This is a genomic window from Streptomyces sp. NPDC050085, assembly GCF_044460595.1.
Lineage (GTDB): Bacteria > Actinomycetota > Actinomycetes > Streptomycetales > Streptomycetaceae > Streptomyces.
This window is the reverse complement of record NZ_JBITJZ010000003.1, coordinates 517,783-537,154: the sequence shown is the minus strand read 5'-3', so window position 1 is coordinate 537,154 and position 19,372 is coordinate 517,783. Positions and strand designations below refer to the sequence as shown.

At 68.8% G+C, this 19,372-nt stretch carries 19 protein-coding genes and 2 tRNA genes; 13 read left to right on the top strand and 8 right to left on the bottom strand.

Annotated features, from left to right (window positions below; all coding sequences use genetic code 11):
- Positions 1-8: 8 nt before the first annotated feature.
- Together ACIBUY_RS14895 and ACIBUY_RS14890 are read left to right on the top strand one after the other, a co-directional pair.
- Complete coding sequence (locus tag ACIBUY_RS14895; protein WP_365560267.1) at positions 9-677, top strand: DUF3566 domain-containing protein; 669 nt, start codon at positions 9-11, stop codon at positions 675-677.
- A gap of 132 nt (positions 678-809) precedes the next feature.
- Positions 810-883, top strand: a tRNA-Ile gene (locus ACIBUY_RS14890).
- Between the two features lie 487 nt (positions 884-1,370).
- Here ACIBUY_RS14890 and ACIBUY_RS14885 read toward each other — a convergent pair.
- On the bottom strand, positions 1,371-1,703 hold the full coding sequence (locus ACIBUY_RS14885) for a DUF6344 domain-containing protein (RefSeq protein WP_365560265.1): 333 nt from the start codon (positions 1,701-1,703) through the stop codon (positions 1,371-1,373).
- Positions 1,704-2,026: 323 nt separating this feature from the next.
- Between ACIBUY_RS14885 and ACIBUY_RS14880 the strand changes: the two genes are divergently transcribed.
- Positions 2,027-2,155, top strand: a complete 129-nt coding sequence (locus ACIBUY_RS14880) for a DLW-39 family protein (RefSeq protein WP_003999697.1) — start codon at positions 2,027-2,029, stop codon at positions 2,153-2,155.
- 248 nt (positions 2,156-2,403) lie between these two features.
- Complete coding sequence (locus ACIBUY_RS14875) at positions 2,404-3,894, top strand: hypothetical protein (protein ID WP_399152772.1); 1,491 nt, start codon at positions 2,404-2,406, stop codon at positions 3,892-3,894.
- A gap of 82 nt (positions 3,895-3,976) precedes the next feature.
- Here ACIBUY_RS14875 and ACIBUY_RS14870 read toward each other — a convergent pair whose 3' ends face one another.
- Entirely contained in the window at positions 3,977-5,578 is a 1,602-nt protein-coding gene (locus ACIBUY_RS14870; protein ID WP_399152771.1) for a protein kinase, read from the bottom strand.
- Between the two features lie 138 nt (positions 5,579-5,716).
- Complete coding sequence (locus ACIBUY_RS14865) at positions 5,717-6,265, bottom strand: helix-turn-helix domain-containing protein (protein WP_365560257.1); 549 nt, start codon at positions 6,263-6,265, stop codon at positions 5,717-5,719.
- A 183-nt stretch (positions 6,266-6,448) separates the two neighbouring features.
- Here ACIBUY_RS14865 and ACIBUY_RS14860 point away from each other — a divergent pair.
- Positions 6,449-6,521, top strand: a tRNA-Ala gene (locus tag ACIBUY_RS14860).
- A 90-nt stretch (positions 6,522-6,611) separates the two neighbouring features.
- Here the strand turns inward: ACIBUY_RS14860 and ACIBUY_RS14855 are convergent.
- Positions 6,612-7,313, bottom strand: a complete 702-nt coding sequence (locus ACIBUY_RS14855; protein WP_365561201.1) for a DUF5324 family protein — start codon at positions 7,311-7,313, stop codon at positions 6,612-6,614.
- Positions 7,314-7,586: 273 nt separating this feature from the next.
- Here ACIBUY_RS14855 and ACIBUY_RS14850 point away from each other — a divergent pair, with 273 nt between their 5' ends.
- Positions 7,587-8,114, top strand: a complete 528-nt coding sequence (locus tag ACIBUY_RS14850; protein ID WP_365560255.1) for a peptidylprolyl isomerase — start codon at positions 7,587-7,589, stop codon at positions 8,112-8,114.
- Positions 8,115-8,237: 123 nt separating this feature from the next.
- Positions 8,238-9,137: a rhomboid family intramembrane serine protease gene (locus tag ACIBUY_RS14845; protein ID WP_365561198.1), complete on the top strand. Its 900-nt coding sequence runs from the start codon at positions 8,238-8,240 to the stop codon at positions 9,135-9,137.
- 253 nt (positions 9,138-9,390) lie between these two features.
- Here the strand turns inward: ACIBUY_RS14845 and crgA are convergent, their stop codons facing one another.
- The gene (gene crgA / locus ACIBUY_RS14840) at positions 9,391-9,648 is read right to left on the bottom strand and encodes a cell division protein CrgA (protein ID WP_365560253.1); all 258 of its coding nucleotides are present in this window, start codon (positions 9,646-9,648) and stop codon (positions 9,391-9,393) included.
- Between the two features lie 156 nt (positions 9,649-9,804).
- Between crgA and ACIBUY_RS14835 the strand changes: the two genes are divergently transcribed.
- Genes ACIBUY_RS14835 through ACIBUY_RS14810 form a run of 6 tightly spaced genes read left to right on the top strand, consistent with a single transcriptional unit; the run spans position 9,805 to position 14,155 of the window.
- A complete protein-coding gene (locus ACIBUY_RS14835; protein WP_365560252.1) occupies positions 9,805-10,536 on the top strand; it encodes a DUF881 domain-containing protein in 732 nt (243 codons plus the stop codon).
- Between the two features lie 25 nt (positions 10,537-10,561).
- Positions 10,562-11,266 carry a class E sortase gene (locus ACIBUY_RS14830; protein WP_365560249.1) on the top strand — a complete coding sequence of 235 codons (705 nt, stop codon included), beginning with the start codon at positions 10,562-10,564 and terminating at the stop codon, positions 11,264-11,266.
- A gap of 33 nt (positions 11,267-11,299) precedes the next feature.
- Positions 11,300-11,479 carry a hypothetical protein gene (locus ACIBUY_RS14825; RefSeq protein WP_399152882.1) on the top strand — a complete coding sequence of 60 codons (180 nt, stop codon included), beginning with the start codon at positions 11,300-11,302 and terminating at the stop codon, positions 11,477-11,479.
- Positions 11,476-12,123 carry an aminodeoxychorismate/anthranilate synthase component II gene (locus ACIBUY_RS14820; RefSeq protein WP_399152770.1) on the top strand — a complete coding sequence of 216 codons (648 nt, stop codon included), beginning with the start codon at positions 11,476-11,478 and terminating at the stop codon, positions 12,121-12,123. The genes ACIBUY_RS14825 and ACIBUY_RS14820 overlap by 4 nt, the downstream gene beginning before the upstream one ends.
- Positions 12,120-13,367 carry a class E sortase gene (locus ACIBUY_RS14815; RefSeq protein ID WP_399152769.1) on the top strand — a complete coding sequence of 416 codons (1,248 nt, stop codon included), beginning with the start codon at positions 12,120-12,122 and terminating at the stop codon, positions 13,365-13,367. Before ACIBUY_RS14820 ends, ACIBUY_RS14815 begins: the two co-directional genes overlap by 4 nt.
- Positions 13,368-13,420: 53 nt before the next feature.
- Positions 13,421-14,155 (top strand): class E sortase, encoded by a 735-nt coding sequence (locus ACIBUY_RS14810; RefSeq protein ID WP_399152768.1) that lies wholly within the window; start codon positions 13,421-13,423, stop codon positions 14,153-14,155.
- Positions 14,156-14,251: 96 nt separating this feature from the next.
- Here ACIBUY_RS14810 and pknB read toward each other — a convergent pair whose 3' ends face one another.
- The 3 genes from pknB to ACIBUY_RS14795 all read right to left on the bottom strand — a co-directional run bounded on the left by pknB (position 14,252) and on the right by ACIBUY_RS14795 (position 19,351).
- Positions 14,252-16,243: a Stk1 family PASTA domain-containing Ser/Thr kinase gene (gene pknB, locus ACIBUY_RS14805; RefSeq protein WP_365560238.1), complete on the bottom strand. Its 1,992-nt coding sequence runs from the start codon at positions 16,241-16,243 to the stop codon at positions 14,252-14,254.
- A gap of 217 nt (positions 16,244-16,460) precedes the next feature.
- Positions 16,461-17,921 (bottom strand): penicillin-binding protein 2, encoded by a 1,461-nt coding sequence (locus tag ACIBUY_RS14800; protein WP_365560235.1) that lies wholly within the window; start codon positions 17,919-17,921, stop codon positions 16,461-16,463.
- On the bottom strand, positions 17,918-19,351 hold the full coding sequence (locus ACIBUY_RS14795; RefSeq protein ID WP_365560233.1) for an FtsW/RodA/SpoVE family cell cycle protein: 1,434 nt from the start codon (positions 19,349-19,351) through the stop codon (positions 17,918-17,920). The genes ACIBUY_RS14800 and ACIBUY_RS14795 overlap by 4 nt, the downstream gene beginning before the upstream one ends.
- Between the last annotated feature and the right edge of the window lie 21 nt (positions 19,352-19,372).

The following is a 19,372-nucleotide window of genomic DNA, read 5'->3' as shown; positions in this document are numbered from 1 at the left end:
GAGTCATCGTGAGCGGAGCCACGGGCGCAGGCTCTACCGGAACATCCACCGGTACGGAAACCGAGGGCGGCCGTGGCCCCGCTCATGACTCGAAGGACTCGCACGAGTCTCATGGATCCCAGGGGGGAACTGTGACGGACACCCGAGGTCCGCAGACCCAGCAGTACGCGGCCGGTGGCGGTGCCCTGCCCGGGGAGCGGCAGCAGCCGCAGCAACCGGCTCAGCCGTACCACCCGCCGCAGGCCTACCAGAACGCGCCGACCGGCGCGGTCCGCAGGCCGCGCACCGGTGCGCGCACCACTCCGCGCACCCGCAAGGCCCGCCTGCGCGTGGCCAAGGCTGACCCGTGGTCGGTGATGAAGGTCAGCTTCCTGCTCTCCATCGCGCTCGGTATCTGCACGATCATCGCGGCCGCGGTGCTGTGGATGGTCATGGACGCCATGGGCGTCTTCTCCACGGTCGGCGGCACGATCTCCGAGGCCACGGGCTCGAACGAGTCCAACGGCTTCGATCTCCAGTCGTTCCTGTCGCTCCCGCGCGTGCTGATGTTCACGACGGTCATCGCGGTCATCGACGTCGTCCTGGCGACGGCGCTCGCGACGCTCGGCGCGTTCATCTACAACCTCTCCGCGGGCTTCGTCGGCGGTATCGAGCTCACGCTCGCCGAGGACGAGTAAGCGCGCTTCAAGCGGCTGAGGGCCCTTCGTGGGCGGCTGTCGGGCGGGCCGGGACTATCGATTTTGGGACTGGCCGCCTGGTGCGCTAATCTTCAGAGGTCAGCGCGCGGGACACACTCCGCAAAGCGCGGCGGGGCTATAGCTCAGTTGGTTAGAGCGCATCCCTGATAAGGATGAGGCCACAGGTTCAAATCCTGTTAGCCCCACATCATGAGGACCCTCAAGCGGAGCGCTTGGGGGTCTTCTGCTGTCTGTACGCACACCAGCGCATGGCACGCCGAAAAGGGCCCTCTCAGCCGAAGGTGATGGCTGGGGCCTCGTCGGACTCTCTGCGGTGCTGTTGCGGTTGTGGTGGTGCGGTGGGGTGGTGCGGTCTGCCCGGGTGGGCCGGGTCGAGGTGCACCGGTGACACAGGCGGCGTATCAGCAGCCGCCTCTTCTTCTCGCACTGTTCTGGGTCGTCCTACTGGTGCTGCGTATTGCTCGTGACTACGACTACGTATGTGCTGCGCACTGCGCACTGCGCTACTTCGTACCGCGCTGCTTCGTGCGCTACTTCGTGCTGCGTTGCTGTGCACTGCGGTGCTGCTGTTCCTGCTGTTCCTGCGTGGTGCCCTGCTCGTGGAGCTGCAGCTGGAAGCTGCTGGAGCTGGAGCTGGAGCTGGAGCTGGTCGGTTGGTGTGCCGGCCGTGGGCTACGGATGGGCCGTGAGTGCTTCGGCCGTCAGTTCCGTGTCGCTGTCGGACTGCTCGTCGGCCGGCGGACGGTTGCGGCCGCTGGGGGAGGATCCGTGGGCCTCGGCGCGGATGCGCTGCTTCATCGTCGGCGGCAGCGACCTCTTGAAGGCCCAGAAGGGGCGGGCCGATGTGGCGGCGGGGGCACTCGCCGCGGTGCTGTGCGTCGCCTCCTCCGCCTGCTGGACGGGAGCGGCCGCGGCGGCCGGGGAGACGAGGCCGAGTGCGGAGAAGAGCGCGATGAAGGCAGAGATGACGACGGTCCACAGCGTCATGACCCGGTTCTTGGTCATGGTCCCTCACTTTCAGGTTGGGCGATTTGCGTACTTTCCTCATGATGTGTATGCGGGGCGGAGAGTGGGGGACCCGAGTCCGTGGCGCGTCGATCTTCAGATGAACACCACTCGGATGGGTGCAGGACGCCCTTTTCGGCGCGTGAAGCGGCGAATCTCACGCTCTGGGGAGAGGTGGGGTGCTCCACGGACTCCGGTCGTCCGGTTCTACTGCGGTGTCCCGGGCGGGAGTTGGGGTGGATCCAGGTCACCGATCGGTATCGGTCGGTGTGTATAGTCGGGCGCCAGAGGTCCCCTACGTCAAGGAAAGACGAGGTCGCGCGGTGAAGAAGCTTCTCCTGGTCGCACTGGCCGCCATCGGCGGGCTCCTCGTGTACCGCCAGATCCAGGCGGATCGCGCCGAGCAGGATCTGTGGACGGAGGCGACCGACTCCGTGCCCACGGGTTCGTGAGTATCCACACCAGTCTTTTTCACAGGCCCCGGTCGCAGCAGCGGCCGGGGCTTTGTGCTGCCCGGACATGCGGCCGGACGTACGGCCCGGACGTACGGCCACGCGTTGCGGGCGGCGAGGGCCGGCGGTATTCACGGATGCGACGCCCTTGCCGCGGCGGCCAACCCGTAGCGGGAGTGGCGCGATTCAGGCGCACGGCGGACAGTGAGCGGACCGAAACGGCAGGATGACCCCTCATGGGGAGACTCATGAGGCGGCTGGTGACGGGGTGGCGGGGCCGGGGCGGGTCCGCGGCCTGTGCGGGTGTGGGCGCGGTGGGCGCGATGCTCGCGGTGATCGCTCTGCCGGGTGCCGCGGTGGCGGCCGGGGTCTCCGATCCGTACGTCTACGCCAAGGGCGCACAGACGGTGAGCGGGGCGCAGGACAGCACTGAGGCGCCGTTGCTCAGGACGGGTGGGACGTATCGCAGTTCCCTCGGGACAGGGGTGAAGGGCGCCGCGTACTACAAGGTCGAGCTGGACCGTGCGGCCAACGCGTACGTCTCGGTGGTGGCAGTGCCGCCGCTCGGGCCGCGGGTCAAGGTGGCGTACTCGGACGGCGTGACCGTGACCCTTCAGGATCGCAACGGCAACCGCTGCGACTCGGAACACGCGACGTTCAGGTCCGGTGCGTATCCGCAGCCGGTCGCGGCCGTGGCGGAGCGTCTCGTACGGCCGGGCGGAATGCGGTGTCAGGCGGCCGGTACGTACTACGTGCTGGTCGAGCGGAAGACCGACGCCGAGTCCACGCAGGAGGTCTGGGGACTCGAACTGCACGTGGCCACCGAGCCGGGCCTGGTGTCCGCGGCGCCCACCGAAGGGCCGACCGCCTGGCCGTCGGCGTCGGTCGAGCCGCCGTCCGGGAAGGCGGTGCCGCGCACGGGAGGCACGGGCTTCAACGATGCCGAGGCGCTGCCGGCCGGGGCGTGGAAGGACGGGATCCGGCCGGGGCAGAGCCGCTTCTACCGGGTTCCGGTGGACTGGGGGCAGCAGCTCTTCGTGGATGCCGAGTTGGGCAGTGCGGCGGGTGATGTGACGCGGCGGGGGTTCGTGACGGGGGCGCTCGACCTCGAGCTGTACAACCCTGCGCGGGCGTCGGTCGTGGCGAAGGAGGCGTCGTACGCGGGCGATCCCACGTCGGCGGCGTTCGACCCGCTGCCGCCCGTGGCGTACGAGAACCGCTACTTGATGCGGGCCGACCAGTCGGCGATGCGGCTGGCCGGTTGGTACTACCTCAAGGTCACGCTCAATCCCGCGATGGCGCAGAAGTTCGGGGACAAGGAGTCGGGGGTGACGCTGCGGGTGACCGTCGGCGGGGCCGCGCGACAAGCCCCCGACTATGTGCGGGATCCGGGCGATTTCCAGGTGACGGCTGCGGACCGGGAGGCCGCGCAGCAGGGGGAGGGCGGGGCCGTGTGGGCCGAGGGCCCGGGGGCCGGTGAGGGTTCGGGCGGGGATGCTGGCGCGGAGGGTGCCGCGGCCGGTGGTGCCGGTTCCGGAGGGGGCTCTGCCGGTGATGGTCCGGGCGGCACGGGTTCGGCCTCGCCGTCCTCGCCCGCCGCTTCTTCTTCGTCTACGTCGTCGGGGAGCGGCGGGATGATGCTGCTCGGGCTGGCCGGGGTCGGGACGGGCGCCGCGTTGGTGTTGTGGCTCGGGGTGTGGCGGGTGGTGGCGGTGCGGCGGGTGAGGGCGGGGAGTTGAAGCTGGGAGCTGGGAGCCCGCGAGGTGAGGGAGGGGAGCTGAGGCGGGGAGCTGAGGCAGGGAGGTCAGGGCCGGGCGGGCCTCATGCCTGGGTCAGGGCCCAGATGCCCACCGCGAAGCAGAGCGCGGCTATGAACAGGACCGGGACCGTCACCTTCGGGGGCGGTCCCGGTCGGCGTCGGGAGAGCTGGCGGCCGCGGCGCGGATTCTCGTCGGCTCGACGTGGAACCTCTCGGGCGCGAGCGGTGTACAGAGAGTGACGGTCTTCTTCGTGCGGGACCACGGTGGTCACCGCGTGGGCCGGGTGAGGGGATGGGGAGAGGGCATGAGCAGCAGGTGCATGAGGGGCAGCGGTGTGAGGGACAGCGGTGTGAGGGACCGGCGTATGGGGCGCGGGGGTATGAGTGGCAGGAGTGTGGGGGAGCTGGTCCGGGGCGGGCGTCGGTTCTGGTTCTTGCCGTTGGGGTGGTGCCGGCAGCGAGGTGTCGGGGCGCATCGACGGCATGGGGGGTACTGGGGGAACCGGTGGTGGCGAGAGGCGGTCGCCGGGGAGCACCGGCGGCGGGAGGTGGAAGCTGCCCGTCTCCGACATAGGGGCGCGAGCGGGTTCCGACGGCGGCTGAGGTGGCCGGGGCGGTGTCGGTTCGGGCCTGCGCTCGGGTCGGAGTTCGCAGGCGGACACGGGCTCGGGCGCGGGCGCGGGATCAGGCCGGTGTTCGGGTGCGGACGTGGGGGCGGCCGGCGTCGTGCCGGAGGCATGCTTGCCCTGCGCGGCATGCAGGGGGCGTGCCCTGCGGCCGCGGACGGCGGGGCCGTTCGGGCCGAACCCGGGCGGGAGCGGGCCGAGTTGGTCGAAGACCTCGATCAGTTCGTCGTCGGGGCCCGGCTCCGGCAGGAGCTCGGCGGCGGAGAGAAGAGCCTTGCGGGCGCCGGTCGCCGTGCGGAAGCGGGCCTCGGGATCGGGCTGGAGCAGTCCGGCGAGGACGCTCCACAGCGGGCCGGGCACGCCGGTCGGGGCGCTGGGCGTGCCGTGCTCGGCGAAGTGCTCGATGAGGGCCTGGGCATCGGGCCGGGCGCCTTCGAGGAGATACAGCGCGACGAGACCCGTGGCGAAGAGGTCCGCGGGGAAGTCCGGTTCGGCGCCCATGGCCTGCTCGGGTGCGAAGTAACCGGGCGTTCCCACCACGTAGTTGGTTTCCGTGAGGCGCGGCTCGCCCTTGCGCATCGCGATGCCGAAGTCGGAGACCCGCAGATGGGGCAGGCCGGTACCGGTGGCCTCGAGGAGGATGTTGGCGGGCTTGATGTCGCGGTGCACCACGCCCTCGGCGTGCACGGCGGTGAGTCCCGACAGGAGCTGGTCGAGCAGTACGCAGACGAACTGCGGTGGCAGGGGGCCGTAGTCGCCGATCAGGTGGACGAGCGAGCCGCCGCCGACCAGGTCCATGGTGAACAGGACCTTGTCGTCGTCCGCGGCCCAGCTGGCCGGGGCCAGGACGTGCGGATGGTCGATGCGCAGCGCCTGTTCCCGCACGAAGCGCAGCAGGGTGTGGGCGTCGCTCTGCTGCAGGACCTTGGCCGCCACATAGCGGCGGCGGCGATGGTCCCAGGCTCGCCAGACCGCGCCCACTCCCCCGCGGCCGATCGGATCGGCCAGTTCGTACCGGCCGGCGAAGACCTCACCCATGGTTGTGCGCCGCTCCCCTCTCGGGCCTGCGATGCGGAAGGCTGCCTCGGAGGCCGCACGAGGACCTCCGGCTTGCCCCGCGGCCGCCGCCGTCGGTGGCGGTCACGGGGCCGGTTCCAGAGCTGTGCCTGGTCGGGGTCAGCTCTGGTGTGCCTGGTAGTGGGCGACCGCGTCGGAGGTGCGCCCCGCGCCGTACACCCGGAGGAACTCTGCCAGTTCCGGGTGGGTGGGGGCGAGGGAGTCGGCGGCATCGATGATGTCGCCGGCCGCCGAGACGGAGCGCAGCAGCGACTGGATCTCACGCACCACGCGCTTCACGGTGGGCGCGCCCGAACCGGACGCGGTCTGGCCGGAGTTGGTGAGCACCGAGCCGCCCTGCGACTTCTTGATCTCGTCCATGCGCTCGGTGGCCTCGGCGGCGCTGACACTGCCGTCGGCGACCTGACCGGCCAGATCCTGCAGAAGCTGGACGCGCTGCACCACCGCGGGGTTGCCGATCTTGGCTCGCTGGCCGCTCATCAGCTGGGACAGCATGGGCGCGGAGAGCCCGAGGACACCCGCGAGGCGGGCCTGGTTCAGACCGAGGTCCTCGATCAGGCGACGGAAGAGCGCCCCCAGCGGCTCCCCGTACCAGTTCCGCTGGAGCTCCCGGGCTCTTGCGGTAGCTTCCTGTTGTGCGGCGTCCATTGCGTCTCCCCATCGCTTCCCCAAGTACGGTGCTTCGCTGCCGCGAAGCACGTGGGGCATCTTACGGAGAGTGGTCGCCCGCCGGGACCCCCAATCCTTTTGCGGGATCTGGGGGGTGACCCGGTACTCTGGTCTGCGTTGCTCACCCGGAGTTCGAATGCTCCGGTGGGATGCATCGTTTTCGGGGCCTTAGCTCAGTTGGTAGAGCGCTGTCTTTGCATGGCAGATGTCAGGGGTTCGACTCCCCTAGGCTCCACAGCCCGAAGCCCCTCGGACCAGGTTCTGTCCTGGTCCGAGGGGCTTCGTCGTGCGCGGGCGTGCGCGGTGTGCGCGGTGTGCGCAGCGCTCAGATGCGGTCCTCCGGGTCGAGCTCGGCCTCTGCCTCGGCCTGCTTCGCCTGGACCTCCGGGTCGAGGGCGTCCTGGCTGCCGTCGACCGACGAGAGCGGGGAGCTGTCCGGGACCTCGGTGGCGGCCGGGGGTTCGACCAGCCAGTCCGGGTTGGCCTGCTTGTCCCACCACTTCCACGCGGCGAAGGCGCCGCCGGCCAGGATGCCGAGCACGGCCAGGCCCTTGGCGAGACGGCCTGCGCGGGCCCGGCGCTCGTGCTTGCGGGCCAGCCTCTGGATCTCCTTCGGGGAGACCTGGCCGCGCAGCGCGGCGAGCGCGGCGACGCTGCGGGCCGTCGCTTCCTCGCGAACCGGCCCGGCCGCGGCGACGGCGTGCTCGATGCGCGGCTTCGAGTAGTCGGCGGCCTGCCGGGCCGCGTGGCGGGTGCGGACCGCTGCCTCGTGTGCGGCGTGGTCGACCTTCGGCGGGACATGGCTGCGGGCCTGCTCAAGACGCGGGGCGAGGTGCGCGCCGTACTGGGCGCGTGCCTGCTGGGCGGCCTGCGAGACCTTGGGGCCGAGGACGACGCGCGCCTCGTGCGCGTACTGCGTCGCACGGTCCTTGGCCGTCTCTGCGTAGGGCGCCACCACTTCCGCGGCGTGCAGCACGCTGTCCTTCGCCGAGCCGGTCGCGGCGCGCACGCTGTCGATGCGGGTCACGGGATCCTCCTCCTCGGTGGCGTACAGGCTTTTCACCTTTCCACCCTTTTGCGGATCATGCCTGCCGGAAGCGCCAATGCGGTGGTAAGGCTTGTTAAGGATTGGTAGGGCTGAATAAGGATCGGTACGAGGCCTGGCGACGACAATGCCACGGATCGTGGCGGGGCGCGCCTCCTCGGTGCCGAGTAGACCGGTTTTCGGTGGCTGAAACCCCGTGCCGCAACCGGACCGTGCGAGGATCGGGGCGGCACAGAAGTCAACGGAAGGCAGATCGTGGCCGAGCAGCTGTACGCCACCCTCAAGACCAACCAGGGCGACATCGAGGTCAGGCTCCTGCCGAACCACGCGCCGAAGACGGTCAAGAACTTCGTGGAGCTCGCCAAGGGTGAGCGTGAGTGGACCAACCCGGAGACCGGCGAGAAGTCCACGGCCCCGCTCTACGACGGCACGGTCTTCCACCGGGTGATCAGCGGCTTCATGATCCAGGGCGGCGACCCGCTGGGCAACGGCACGGGCGGGCCGGGCTACCAGTTCGAGGACGAGTTCCACCCCGACCTGGCCTTCACCAAGCCGTACCTGCTCGCCATGGCCAACGCGGGGCCGGGGACGAACGGCTCGCAGTTCTTCATCACCGTCTCGCCGACGGCCTGGCTGACCCGCAAGCACACGATCTTCGGCGAGGTCGTCGACGAGGCGGGTCAGAAGGTCGTGGACGCGATCGCGGCCACGCAGACGAACCCGCGCACCGACCGTCCCGTCAACGACGTGGTCATCGAGTCCGTGGTCGTCGAGACCCGATAGCTCCGGGGCCCGGTCAAGGGAACCTTTTCGCCCCGCTCGTCCGTAAAGATGGGCGGGGCGATGCGTTGCCGCGCGGCGCCGACGTACGCGTACGAGACCGCTCTCTTCGAGGGGACGACCGCCATGGACCAGGCGCCCGGCAGCCCGCAGGAACCGCAGGACGCGCAGGGCCTGCCCGGCTGCTACCGGCATCCGGACCGGGAGACCGGCGTGCGCTGCACCCGCTGCGAGCGGCCCGTCTGCCCCGAGTGCATGGTCAGCGCCTCGGTCGGGTTCCAGTGCCCCGAGTGCGTGCGCAGCGGGTCGGGGACCGGGCACGCGCCCAGTGCCAATCGGCCTCGGACCATGGCCGGCGGCGCGGTCGCCGCGGATCCGCGTCTGGTGACGAAGGTCCTCATCGGGGTCTGTCTGGCCGTGTACCTGGTGCAGCTGTCGGTCGGGGACACGTTCACGGACCGGTTCGACATGCTCGGCCTCGCCTGGGTGCCGGGATTCGACACTCCGCAGGGGGTCGCGGAGGGGCAGTGGTACCGGCTGCTGACCGCGATGTTCCTGCACGGCAGCTACATCCACATCGCGTTCAACATGCTCAGCCTGTGGTGGATCGGCGGTCCGCTGGAGGCGGCGCTCGGCCGTGCCCGTTATCTCGCGCTCTACTTCGTCTCCGGGCTCGCGGGCAGCGCCCTGTCGTATCTGCTCGCCGCCTCGAACCAGCCCTCGCTCGGCGCTTCCGGCGCGATCTTCGGGCTGTTCGGCGCGACGGCCATCCTGATGCGACGGCTCAACTACGACCTGCGGCCCGTCATCGCGCTGCTCGTGATCAACCTGATCTTCACGTTCAATCCGGCCTTCAACATCGCTTGGCAGGCTCACATCGGCGGTCTCGCCGGCGGCCTCGTCGTCGGATACGCCATGGTCCACGCCCCCCGAGAGCGGCGCTCGCTCATCCAGTACGGGGCCTGTGCCCTGGTCTTGGTCGCTGTGATCGTCACGGTCGTCGTCAGGACCTCGCAGCTCACTTGAGCCCGGTTATCCACCGATGTTGGCCCCTGTTGTCCACAGCACGTGCCGGATCTTGTGCATGCTGTGCGGAACGACCGCGCCCCTCGCCTCTGACCTGGGATTTTCCCAGGAGGGGCAAGGGGCGAACGTGTGCTCGACAGGTGCTGGATTAGTCACACCGGCGTCAACAGCCTAAGGGTTATCCACAGATCGTAGAGTTATCCCCACTGTGGACAACGGGTGTGGATAACTCAGTGGATAGCTTGGGGCAGAGCTACTTCCACTGTGTGGAGACACCGAAGCCGGCGGCGATGAAGCCGAAGCCCACGACGATGTTCCAGTTGCCGAGGGAGTCGATCGGCAATGAGCCGTCGGTCACGTAGAAGACCACGATCCAGGCGAGCCCGATGACGAACATCGCGAGCATCACCGGGGCCACCCAACCGCGGTTGGTCAGCTTGATGTTTGCCGCCTGCTTCGACGCCGGAGGCGGCGTGTAGTCGGCCTTCTTGCGGATACGTGACTTCGGCACGAGGGTCTCTCCTGTCGATGCGCTGCGTGGCCGCGCAGGGGACGTGGGCTGGCTGGTCCGGAGCAGCGTACAAGGGGAAGTTCTGAGGGCTTCTCACGCTCCCCCGGGCGTCCGTTAGCGTAGTGCTTCCGCGGCCGTGAAGGAGATAAGGGTACGTTGAGCAATTTCCGGCCCGTACGCGTGCTCACCGTGGGTGTTTTCGCCCTCGCGGGGCTCATCTTCTTCACCAGTTTCAATACGGCCAAGGGCACCAATATCCGCACGGATGCGTCCCTTTTGAAGCTCTCCGACCTCATTCAGGAGCGCAGCCGCAAGAACAAGGAACTGGAAGAGGCCAACGGCGGGGCCCGTGACGACGTAGAGGCGCTCGCCGAGCGGGACGACGGGTCCACGAAGGCCGAGGACGAGAAGCTCGACGGCCTGGAGCAGGCGTCCGGGACGAAGAAGCTCAAGGGCGAGGGCGTCTCCGTGACCCTCGACGACGCCCCGCCGAACGCCACCGCCAAGCTCCCCGGCTACCCCGAGCCGCAGCCCAACGACCTGGTCATCCACCAGCAGGACCTGCAGGCCGTCGTGAACGCCCTGTGGCACGGCGGCGCCAAGGGCATCAAGGTCATGGACCAGCGGCTGATCTCGACCTCCGCCGTGCGCTGCGTCGGGAACACCCTGATCCTGCAGGGACGCGTCTACTCGCCCCCGTACAAGATCACCGCGGTCGGCGACCCGGAGAAGATGAAGCAGGCCGTCGCGGCCTCTCCGGAGATCCAGAACTACATGCTCTACGTCAATGCGTACGGGCTCGGCTGGAAAGTCGAGGACGACGGGGCGGTGACTCTTCCCGGCTACTCGGGCACAGTGGATCTCCACTACGCGAAGCCCGTCGAGTAGCGGGGTAGCTGCCCCTGGGGGACCGGTGTCGGTGCGAGTCGTCGTCAGGACGTTCAGCGAGCTGTGCATCACCGTGGGCGCCGTGATCGTGCTGTTCGTCGTGTATGTGCTGTTCTGGACCGGTGTGAAGGCCGACAGCGCGATGAACCAGCAGATCGACGACCTTCAGGACCAGTGGGCGAAGCGGCCGGTCGCCACCGCGTCCCCGGCGCCCCGTCCGGGTGCGACGGACTCCGCGCCGCCGAAGCCGGCCGCGTACAAGGACGGTGACCCGTTCGCCGTGATGTACATCCCGCGGCTTGGTTTCACGTGGAACAAGCCGGTCCTCGAGGACACGAAGGTCGGGACCCTCAAGAAGGGGCTCGGGCACTACGCGGGCACCGCGCAGCTCGGGCAGAAGGGGAACTTCGCGGTGGCCGGGCACCGTCGCACCTACGGCGACCCCTTCAAGGACTTCCCGAAGCTGCGCCCCGGTGACCAGGTGGTTCTCACCGACGGGACGACCTGGTTCACGTACGTCATCGACACCAAGCCGTACAAGACGCTGCCCAGCGACATCGGCGTCATCGATCCCGTGCCGCGCAAGTCCGGTTTCAAGGAGCCCGGCCGCTATCTGACGCTCACCACGTGCGAGCCGGAGTGGGGGCACAGCCACAGGCTGATCGTCTGGGGGCATCTGGATGCCACTCAGCCTGTGGAGGCCGGGAAACCTGAGGCGTTGCCCCGTTAGTCTGGTGCTCGTACGCAGACGGGTGTGGCGGGTATGGAGGGAGCGACCGGCATGTACGGCTGGATCTGGCGGCATCTGCCGGGCAACGCGTGGGTGAGGGCCGCGACTTCGATCGTGCTCGTCCTCGCCGTCGTCTACGTCCTCTTCCAGTACATCTTCCCGTGGGCCGAGCCTCTGCTGCCCTTCAATGATGTGACGGTGGACGGCCAGTGAGCTCGCGCAAGACCCGGATTCTCGTCGTCGACAACTACGACAGCTTCGTCTTCAACCTGGTCCAGTACCTGTACCAGTTGGGCGCGGAGTGCGAGGTGCTGCGCAACGACGAGGTGACCACCGCGCACGCGCAGGACGGCTTCGACGGGGTTCTCCTGTCACCCGGTCCGGGCGCTCCCGAGCAGGCCGGTGTGTGCATCGAGATGGTGCGGCACTGCGCGGCGACCGGAGTGCCGGTCTTCGGCGTCTGCCTCGGCATGCAGTCGATGCAGGTCGCGTACGGCGGTGTGGTGGACCGGGCGCCTGAGCTGCTGCACGGCAAGACCTCGCTGGTGCGGCACGAGGGCAAGGGCGTCTTCGCCGGACTTCCCGACCCGTTCACCGCGACCCGGTACCACTCGCTGGCCGCCGAGCCGGGGACGGTGCCGGACGAGCTCGAGATCACGGCCCGGACCGAGGACGGCATCATCATGGGGCTCCGCCACCGTGAACTGCCCGTCGAGGGCGTCCAGTTCCACCCCGAGTCCGTCCTGACCGAGCACGGGCACCTGATGCTGGCCAACTGGCTCGCCGAGTGCGGGGACGCGGAGGCGGTCGGGCGCTCGGCCGGTCTTGCCCCGGTCGTGGGCAGGGCCTCGGCGTGACCACGCTGCGCCCGGAGCGGGAGGGATCCGGAGGGTTCGAGGAGGCTGTGAACGGCCTCGACGACCCTCTGAACGACCCGTTGCCGGGGCAGCATCCCTCGCCCTGGTTCCGGACGGCCGAGGGCGCCCAGGAGCCCGTACAGCAACAGGCACAACAGCAGGCACAACAGCAGGCACAGCAGCAGTCCCCGCAGCCGCAGCGCGTCGAGCCCGAGCCCGAGTGGTACGACCCCGAGGGGTACGCCCAGGACTGGTACGGCGGGACGGCCGACCAGCCGGCACAGGAGCCCGTACGCGAACCCGTACGCGAACCCGTACGGGACGACGAGACCGTGGCCCTGCGCACGGCCGACACCCGGCGAATAGCCGAGCCCGAGCCCCCTTCCGAGGCGGAGGCGGACGACGAACCCGAACCCGTCGCCACCGGCGGCCGGGCCGCGCGCAGGAAGGCCGCCAAGAAGGGCGGCAGGCGGCGTGCGGGAAGCCCCCGGACGGAGGCCCGGGAAGGCCAGGAGGACGACGGCAAGCCGCTGACGCGCGTCGAGGCACGGCAGGCCGCACGCGCCGCCAAGCCCACGGCAGGGGTCATCGCCAGCCGTGCGATCGGCGAAGTCTTCATCACCCTCGGGGTGTTGATGCTGCTCTTCGTCACCTACCAGCTGTGGTGGTCGAACATCCGGGCCAACCAGCTGGCGGGCAACGCCCGGCACCACCTCGAGGACGACTGGGCGAGCGGCAAGGGAAAGCCGGATTCGTTCGAACCGGGGCAGGGTTTCGCGATCCTGTACATACCGAAGCTCGATGTCGTCGTGCCGATCGCCGAGGGCATCAGCAAGCCGAAGGTCCTCGACAAGGGCATGGTCGGGCACTACGACAAGAGCAGCATTCCGACCGCGATGCCCGAGGCGAAGACGGGGAACTTCGCGCTCGCCGGGCACCGCAACACCCATGGCGAGCCGTTCCGTTACATCAACCGTCTCGAGCCGGGCGATCCGATCGTGGTCGAGACGCAGGACACGTACTACGTGTACAAGATGGCGAGCGTGCTGCGGCAGACGTCGCCGAAGAACACGGCGGTGCTCAACCCGATACCAGTGGGCTCCGGATTCACCAAGGCGGGGCGTTACATCACCCTTACGACGTGCACGCCGGAATTCACCAGTACGTATCGAATGATCGTCTGGGGCAAGATGGTCGAGGAGCGGCCGCGCAGCAAGGGCAAGCCGGACGCGCTCGTCGAGTAGGCGCCGCACCAACCGGCTGCGGCACCACGGGCACAGGGACGGGACAACGGGCAGTGGCAGCGAGGACCGACCATGCGGAAGAGGCCGAGACGAAGGCCCCCGCACCCCCGCCGCGCCGCGGCCGCATCGCGGCAGCGATCAGCGTTTTCGGCGAACTGCTCATCACGGTCGGGCTGTTGCTCGGCCTCTTCGTCGTCTACTCGCTGTGGTGGACGAACGTCGTCGCCGACCGCACGGCCAGCAAGCAGGGGAACAAGGTCCGCGACCACTGGGCGCAGGACACCGGACCCGGCGCCCTGGACACCAAGGACGGCATCGGGTTCCTGCACGTACCGTCGATGAACAAGGGTGAGGTCCTGGTCGAGAAGGGCACGTCGACGAGCGTCCTGAACGACGGTGTCGCCGGCTACTACACGGACCCCGTGAAGGCGGCCCTGCCGACCACCGGCAAGCCGGGCAACTTCACGCTGGCCGCCCACCGGGACGGCCACGGCGCCAAGTTCCACAACATCGACAAGATCAAGAAGGGCGACACGATCGTCTACGAGACCAAGGACGACTGGTACGTCTACAAGGTCTACGACATCCTCCCGGAGACCTCGAAGTACAACGTGGACGTCCTCGACCAGGTCCCCAAGGAGTCGGGCAAGAAGAAGCCCGGGCACTACATCACGCTGACGACGTGCACGCCGGTCTACACGTCGCGCTACCGGTACGTCGTGTGGGGCGAGCTGGACCGGGTCGAGAAGGTCGACAGTGCGCGGACGCCGCCGAAGGAACTGCGGTAGGAACTGCGGTAGGACGCCGAGGATCCGAGGAAACGACAGAGCCCCGGCCCCCTCTTCGGGGGCCGGGGCTCTGTCACGTACGGACGGGGGCGGCCGTCACTGGCCGCCGATGAGGCCGCCGTTGTCCTGGCCGCCGTCGCCGTTCCCGCCGCCGATGGTGGTGAGCACCACCTGCGTGTTGGCCGGGTCGGACGGGGTGTTGGGTGCCGGGGTCTGTGCCATGACCCGGGCGTTGTCGCCCTGGTCGCCGTTGACCTGGATGTTGGTGAAGCCCTTGTCCTGCAGCATCTGCCGGGCGTCCTTCAGCTTCTGGCCCATCACGCCCGGCACCGGGGTCTGCGTCGGCGTCTCCGCCGCCTTGGCGACCTTCAGGGTCACCGTGGAGTCCGGCTGGGCCTGCGTGTTGGCCGGCAGGCTTTGAGAGAAGACCTTGCCCGCCTCGACTGTGGTGTTCTCCTCCTCGGTGCAGGTGCCCTTGAGACCGGCCTCTTCGAGCTTGGCCTTGGCGTCGTCGCAGGAGAGCGTGCCGTCAGCGACCTGCGGGACGGTGATGAGTTCCTTCTCCTTGGCGACGGTCAGGGTGATCTGCGTGCCCTTCTCGACCTTGCCGCTGTCCGGGTCCTGCTTGGTGACCGTGCCCGGCGTCCGGTCGGACTCCTCGGTCTCCTTGGTGACGTTGTCGAAGCCCTTGTCGTGCAGCTCGGAGACGGCCTCGTCGTACTTCAGGCCCTTGACGTCCGGCACCGTGATCTTCGGCGCACCCGTCGACATGTTGACGGTGATCGTGCCGTTCTTGTCGATCTGGCCGGAGGCCGGGTCCTGCTTGCAGACCTTGCCCTTGGGCTGGTCCTCGCATTCCATCGGGTCGCCCTTGACGACCTTCAGGTCGACGTTGCCCGCCTTCTGCTCGGCGTCCTGGAACGTCTCGCCCACCAGCGCCGGCACGTCGACCTTGTCGCTGCCGCCTCCGCCGCCGCTGGAGATCCACTTGCCGATCAGGACGGCGCCGACCAGGACCAGGATGCCGGCGAGCACGAGCAGCACCGTCGAGGTGCGGTTCTTGCCCTGCTTGCGGCGGTCGGGCCGGTCGTCGTAGCCGTAGCCGCCGTCGTCCGGGTTGACCGGGGGCAGCATCGACGTGGGGGCCGCGCCGTTCTGCGGGCGCAGCATCGCCGTCTGCTGGTCGTCCCCGTATCCGTTGGTCCCGCCGTAGCCGACCGCGCCCATGGCGGCGGTCGCGGCGACCGGCTGCCCGTCGAGGCACGCCTCGATGTCGGCGCGCATCTCGTCGGCCGACTGGTAGCGGTAGTCCGGGTCCTTGGTGAGGGCCTTCAGGACGATGGCGTCCATCTCGGGCGTGATCTCGCCGTCGAAGACGCTCGGGGCCTGGGGCTCTTCCCGTACGTGCTGGTACGCGACCGCGACCGGGGAGTCGCCGACGAACGGCGGCCGGACCGTCAGCAGCTCGTAGAGCAGGCAGCCGGTCGAATAGAGGTCGGAACGGGCGTCGACCTGCTCGCCCTTCGCCTGCTCGGGCGAGAGGTACTGGGCCGTGCCGATGACCGCCGCGGTCTGCGTCATCGTCATGCCGGCGTCGCCCATGGCGCGGGCGATGCCGAAGTCCATGACCTTCACCTGGCCGGTGCGGGTCAGCATGACGTTGGCCGGCTTGATGTCGCGGTGGACGATGCCCGCCCGGTGCGAGTACTCCAGGGCCTGGAGGATGCCGACGGTCATCTCCATGGCACGCTCCGGCAGGAGCTTGCGGCCGGAGTGCAGCAGCTCGCGGAGCGTGGATCCGTCGACGTACTCCATCACGATGTACGGGATGGAGATGTTGTCGACGTAGTCCTCGCCCGTGTCGTACACCGCCACGATCGCGGGATGGTTGAGCGAGGCGGCCGACTGGGCCTCCCGGCGGAACCGGGCCTGGAACGACGGGTCGCGCGCGAGGTCCACCCGCAGCGTCTTCACCGCCACGGTGCGGCCGAGCCGGGTGTCATGCGCGAGGTAGACCTCCGCCATGCCACCACGGCCGAGCACCTGGCCCAGCTCGTACCGGCCGCCGAGGCGACGCGGCTCTTCCATGGTTACCTACCAGCCCTCTCCGTCGGTCCCGACCGTCCCGTGCGGGGTCGGGCGGTGTGCTGTCCGGGCATACCGTACCCGGCTTGCCCGACGTGACCTGGCCGCCACCGTGACCCGTGACAGGACCGGTATCACCACGTGCGCCCATGTGAAGAACAGGTGACCGGACTCACATCGTCCGGCGAACTCCCGTCCCCCGCCTGCTTGCTGCTGACGACTACTTGCTGTTGATGACGGCCTTCATCACGTCCGTCGCGATCGGGGCGGCGAGGCCACCGCCGGAGATGTCCCCGCGGTCGGCGTCACTGTCCTCGACGACGACGGCCACGGCGACCGGGGTTCCCGTGCTCGTCTTCGCGTACGAGACGAACCAGGCGTACGGGGTGCCCTCGTTGTTCACGCCGTTCTGCGCGGTACCGGTCTTGCCGCCGACGGTGACGCCGGGGATCTGCGCCTTCTGGCCCGTGCCGGTCTTGACGACCGTCTCCATCATCGACTGGAGCGCCTGCGCGTTCTTCGGCGAGAGCGGCTGGCTCATCTCCTTGGGCTCGGTCTTCTCGATCGTGTCGAGGTTCGCGGCCTTCAGTTCGTCGACCATGTACGGCTGCATGAGCTTGCCGTCGTTCGCGATCGCGGAGGCGACCATGGCCATCTGCAGCGGGGTCGCGGCGGTGTCGTACTGGCCGATCGAGGACAGGGCCGTCTGCGACGGGTTCATGTCCTTGTCGAAGCGCGACGCGTTCGAGCGGACCGGGACGAACTGCTCCTCGTTGAAGCCGAACTTCTCGGCCTCCTCGCGCATGGTGTCGACGCCCATGTCCTGGCCGAGCTTGCCGAAGACGGAGTTGCAGGAGACGCGCAGGGCCTCACGCAGCGGCACGTTCTTGCACTGGATGGTGCCCTCGTTCCTCAGGGGCGTCGTCGTGCCCTTCATGATGAACGGCACCGGCGAGTCCGTCGCGGCGTCCGGGTCGGTCACCTTCCCGCTCTCCAGGGCGGCCGCGGCCGTGACCAGCTTGAACGTGGAGCCCGGCGGATAGGTCTCGCGCAGCGCCCGGTTCAGGAGCGGCTTGTCCTTGTCCTTGTCGAGCTGCTGGAAGGTCTTGCTGTCCTTGGTGGAGTTGCCGGCGAAGACCGAGGGGTCGTACGACGGCGTGGACGCGAGCGCGAGGATCTTGCCGGTGGAGGGCTCGATGGCGGCCACGGCGCCCTTGCCGCGGTTCTTCAGGCCGTCGTACGCGGCCTTCTGCGCGGCCGCGTTGAGCGTCGTGACGACGTTGCCGCCCTGCTTCTTCTTGCCGGTGATCATGTCGAGCGTGCGGCGGAAGAAGAGCCGGTCGTCGTTGCCGGTGAGGATGCCGTCTTCGATGGACTCGAGCTGGGTGGCGCCGACGATCTGCGAGGCGTAACCGGTGACGGGCGACCACATGGGCCCGTTCTTCCAGGTCCGCTTGTACTTCAGGTCGGTGCCGGAGGTCGCGGCCGAGCCGGTGATCGAGTTGCCGTCCACGATGATGTTGCCGCGCGGCTGGGCGTAGCGCTCGATGGTGACGCGGCGGTTCTTCTCGTTCGACTGCAGCGAGTCCGCCTGGACGTACTGGAGCCAGTTGTCGCGGATGAGCAGCGCGAGGACGAGCAGACCACAGAAGATCGCGATGCGGCGCAGGGGCTTGTTCACGGTCGGACCACCTGGGTCATCTCGGCGTCGGGGCTGGGGGCGGGCGAGGGCGCGGGGCGTCGGGCCGTGTCGCTGATGCGGATCAGGATGCCGATGAGCGCCCAGTTCGCGATGACGGAGGAACCGCCGTACGCGAGGAACGGCATCGTCATACCGGTCAGCGGGATGAGGCCCATGACACCGCCGGCGACGACGAACACCTGGATGGCGAAGGCGCCGGACAGGCCGACCGCGAGCAGCTTGCCGAACGGGTCGCGGGCGGCGAGCGCGGTGCGCACACCCCGCTCGACGATCAGCCCGTAGATGAGCAGGATCGCCATGACGCCGGCCAGACCCATTTCCTCGCCGTACGTGGCGAGGACGAAGTCGGAGTTGGCGGCGAAGCCGATCAGGTCGGAGTTGCCCTGCCCGAGCCCGGTGCCGAGGACGCCGCCGGAGCCGAACGCCATCAGGGACTGGGCGATCTGGTCGGACCCGGTGGACTGGATGACCGCGTCCGAGAACGGGTTCAGCCAGGCGTCCACACGCTGCTGTACGTGCGGCTCGAAGCTCGCGACGCCGACCGCGCCGACCGCGGACATCAGCAGACCGAAGACGATCCAGCTGGTCCGCTCGGTGGCGACGTACAGCATCACGACGAACATGCCGAAGAACAGCAGCGACGTACCGAGGTCCGTCTCGAAGACGAGGATCAGGATCGACATCGCCCAGACGACGATGATCGGGCCGAGGTCACGCCCGCGCGGGAGGTAAAGACCCATGAAACGGCGGCTGGCCAGCGCCAGCGCGTCCCGCTTCACCATCAGATATCCGGCGAAGAAGATCGCGATGACGATCTTCGCGAACTCACCGGGCTGGATGGAGAAGCCGCCGACGTGGATCCAGATCTTCGCGCCGTAGATGTTCATGCCGAGTCCGGGCACGAGCGGCAGCAGCAGCAGGATGATCGAGCCGACCATCGAGATGTACGTGTAGCGCTGCAGGATGCGGTGGTCCTTGAGCAGCATCAGGACGCCGACGAACAGCGCGATGCCGATCGCCGAGTACATCAGCTGCTTGGGGGCGTCCGGGCTGAAGCCGCCGTACGCCACCTTCGCCAGCCGCTGCAGCCTGTCCGACTGGTCGAGCCGCCAGATGACGACCAGGCCGAGCCCGTTGAGCAGCGTGGCAAGCGGCAGGAGCAGCGGGTCCGCGTACGCCGCGAACTTCCGTACGACGAGGTGGGCGACGCCCGCGAGCAGGCCGAGGCCGAGCCCGTAGCCGAGCAGGCCCGCGGGCAGCGAGCCGTCGATGGCCAGGCCCACATTGGCGTACGCGAACACGGGGATGACCACGGCGAACGCGAGCAGTGCCAGCTCGGTGTTGCGCCGGCTGGGCGCGCCGATGGCGCCGATGGTCGACGTATGGGTCGTGGAAGAACTACTACTCATGGCGTGCTGAGGCCCCCAACG

Excerpts from the sequence above, each read along its gene's own strand:
- ACIBUY_RS14885 (WP_365560265.1), bottom strand. The coding sequence starts at position 1,703 with ATGACCAAGAACCGGGTCATGACGCTGTGGACCGTCGTCATCTCTGCC.
- ACIBUY_RS14875 (WP_399152772.1), top strand. The coding sequence starts at position 2,404 with ATGAGGCGGCTGGTGACGGGGTGGCGGGGCCGGGGCGGGTCCGCGGCC.
- ACIBUY_RS14870 (WP_399152771.1), bottom strand. The coding sequence starts at position 5,578 with ATGGGTGAGGTCTTCGCCGGCCGGTACGAACTGGCCGATCCGATCGGC.
- ACIBUY_RS14865 (WP_365560257.1), bottom strand. The coding sequence starts at position 6,265 with ATGGACGCCGCACAACAGGAAGCTACCGCAAGAGCCCGGGAGCTCCAG.
- ACIBUY_RS14845 (WP_365561198.1), top strand. The coding sequence starts at position 8,238 with ATGGACCAGGCGCCCGGCAGCCCGCAGGAACCGCAGGACGCGCAGGGC.
- ACIBUY_RS14825 (WP_399152882.1), top strand. The coding sequence starts at position 11,300 with ATGGAGGGAGCGACCGGCATGTACGGCTGGATCTGGCGGCATCTGCCG.
- pknB (WP_365560238.1), bottom strand. The coding sequence starts at position 16,243 with ATGGAAGAGCCGCGTCGCCTCGGCGGCCGGTACGAGCTGGGCCAGGTG.
- ACIBUY_RS14795 (WP_365560233.1), bottom strand. The coding sequence starts at position 19,351 with ATGAGTAGTAGTTCTTCCACGACCCATACGTCGACCATCGGCGCCATC.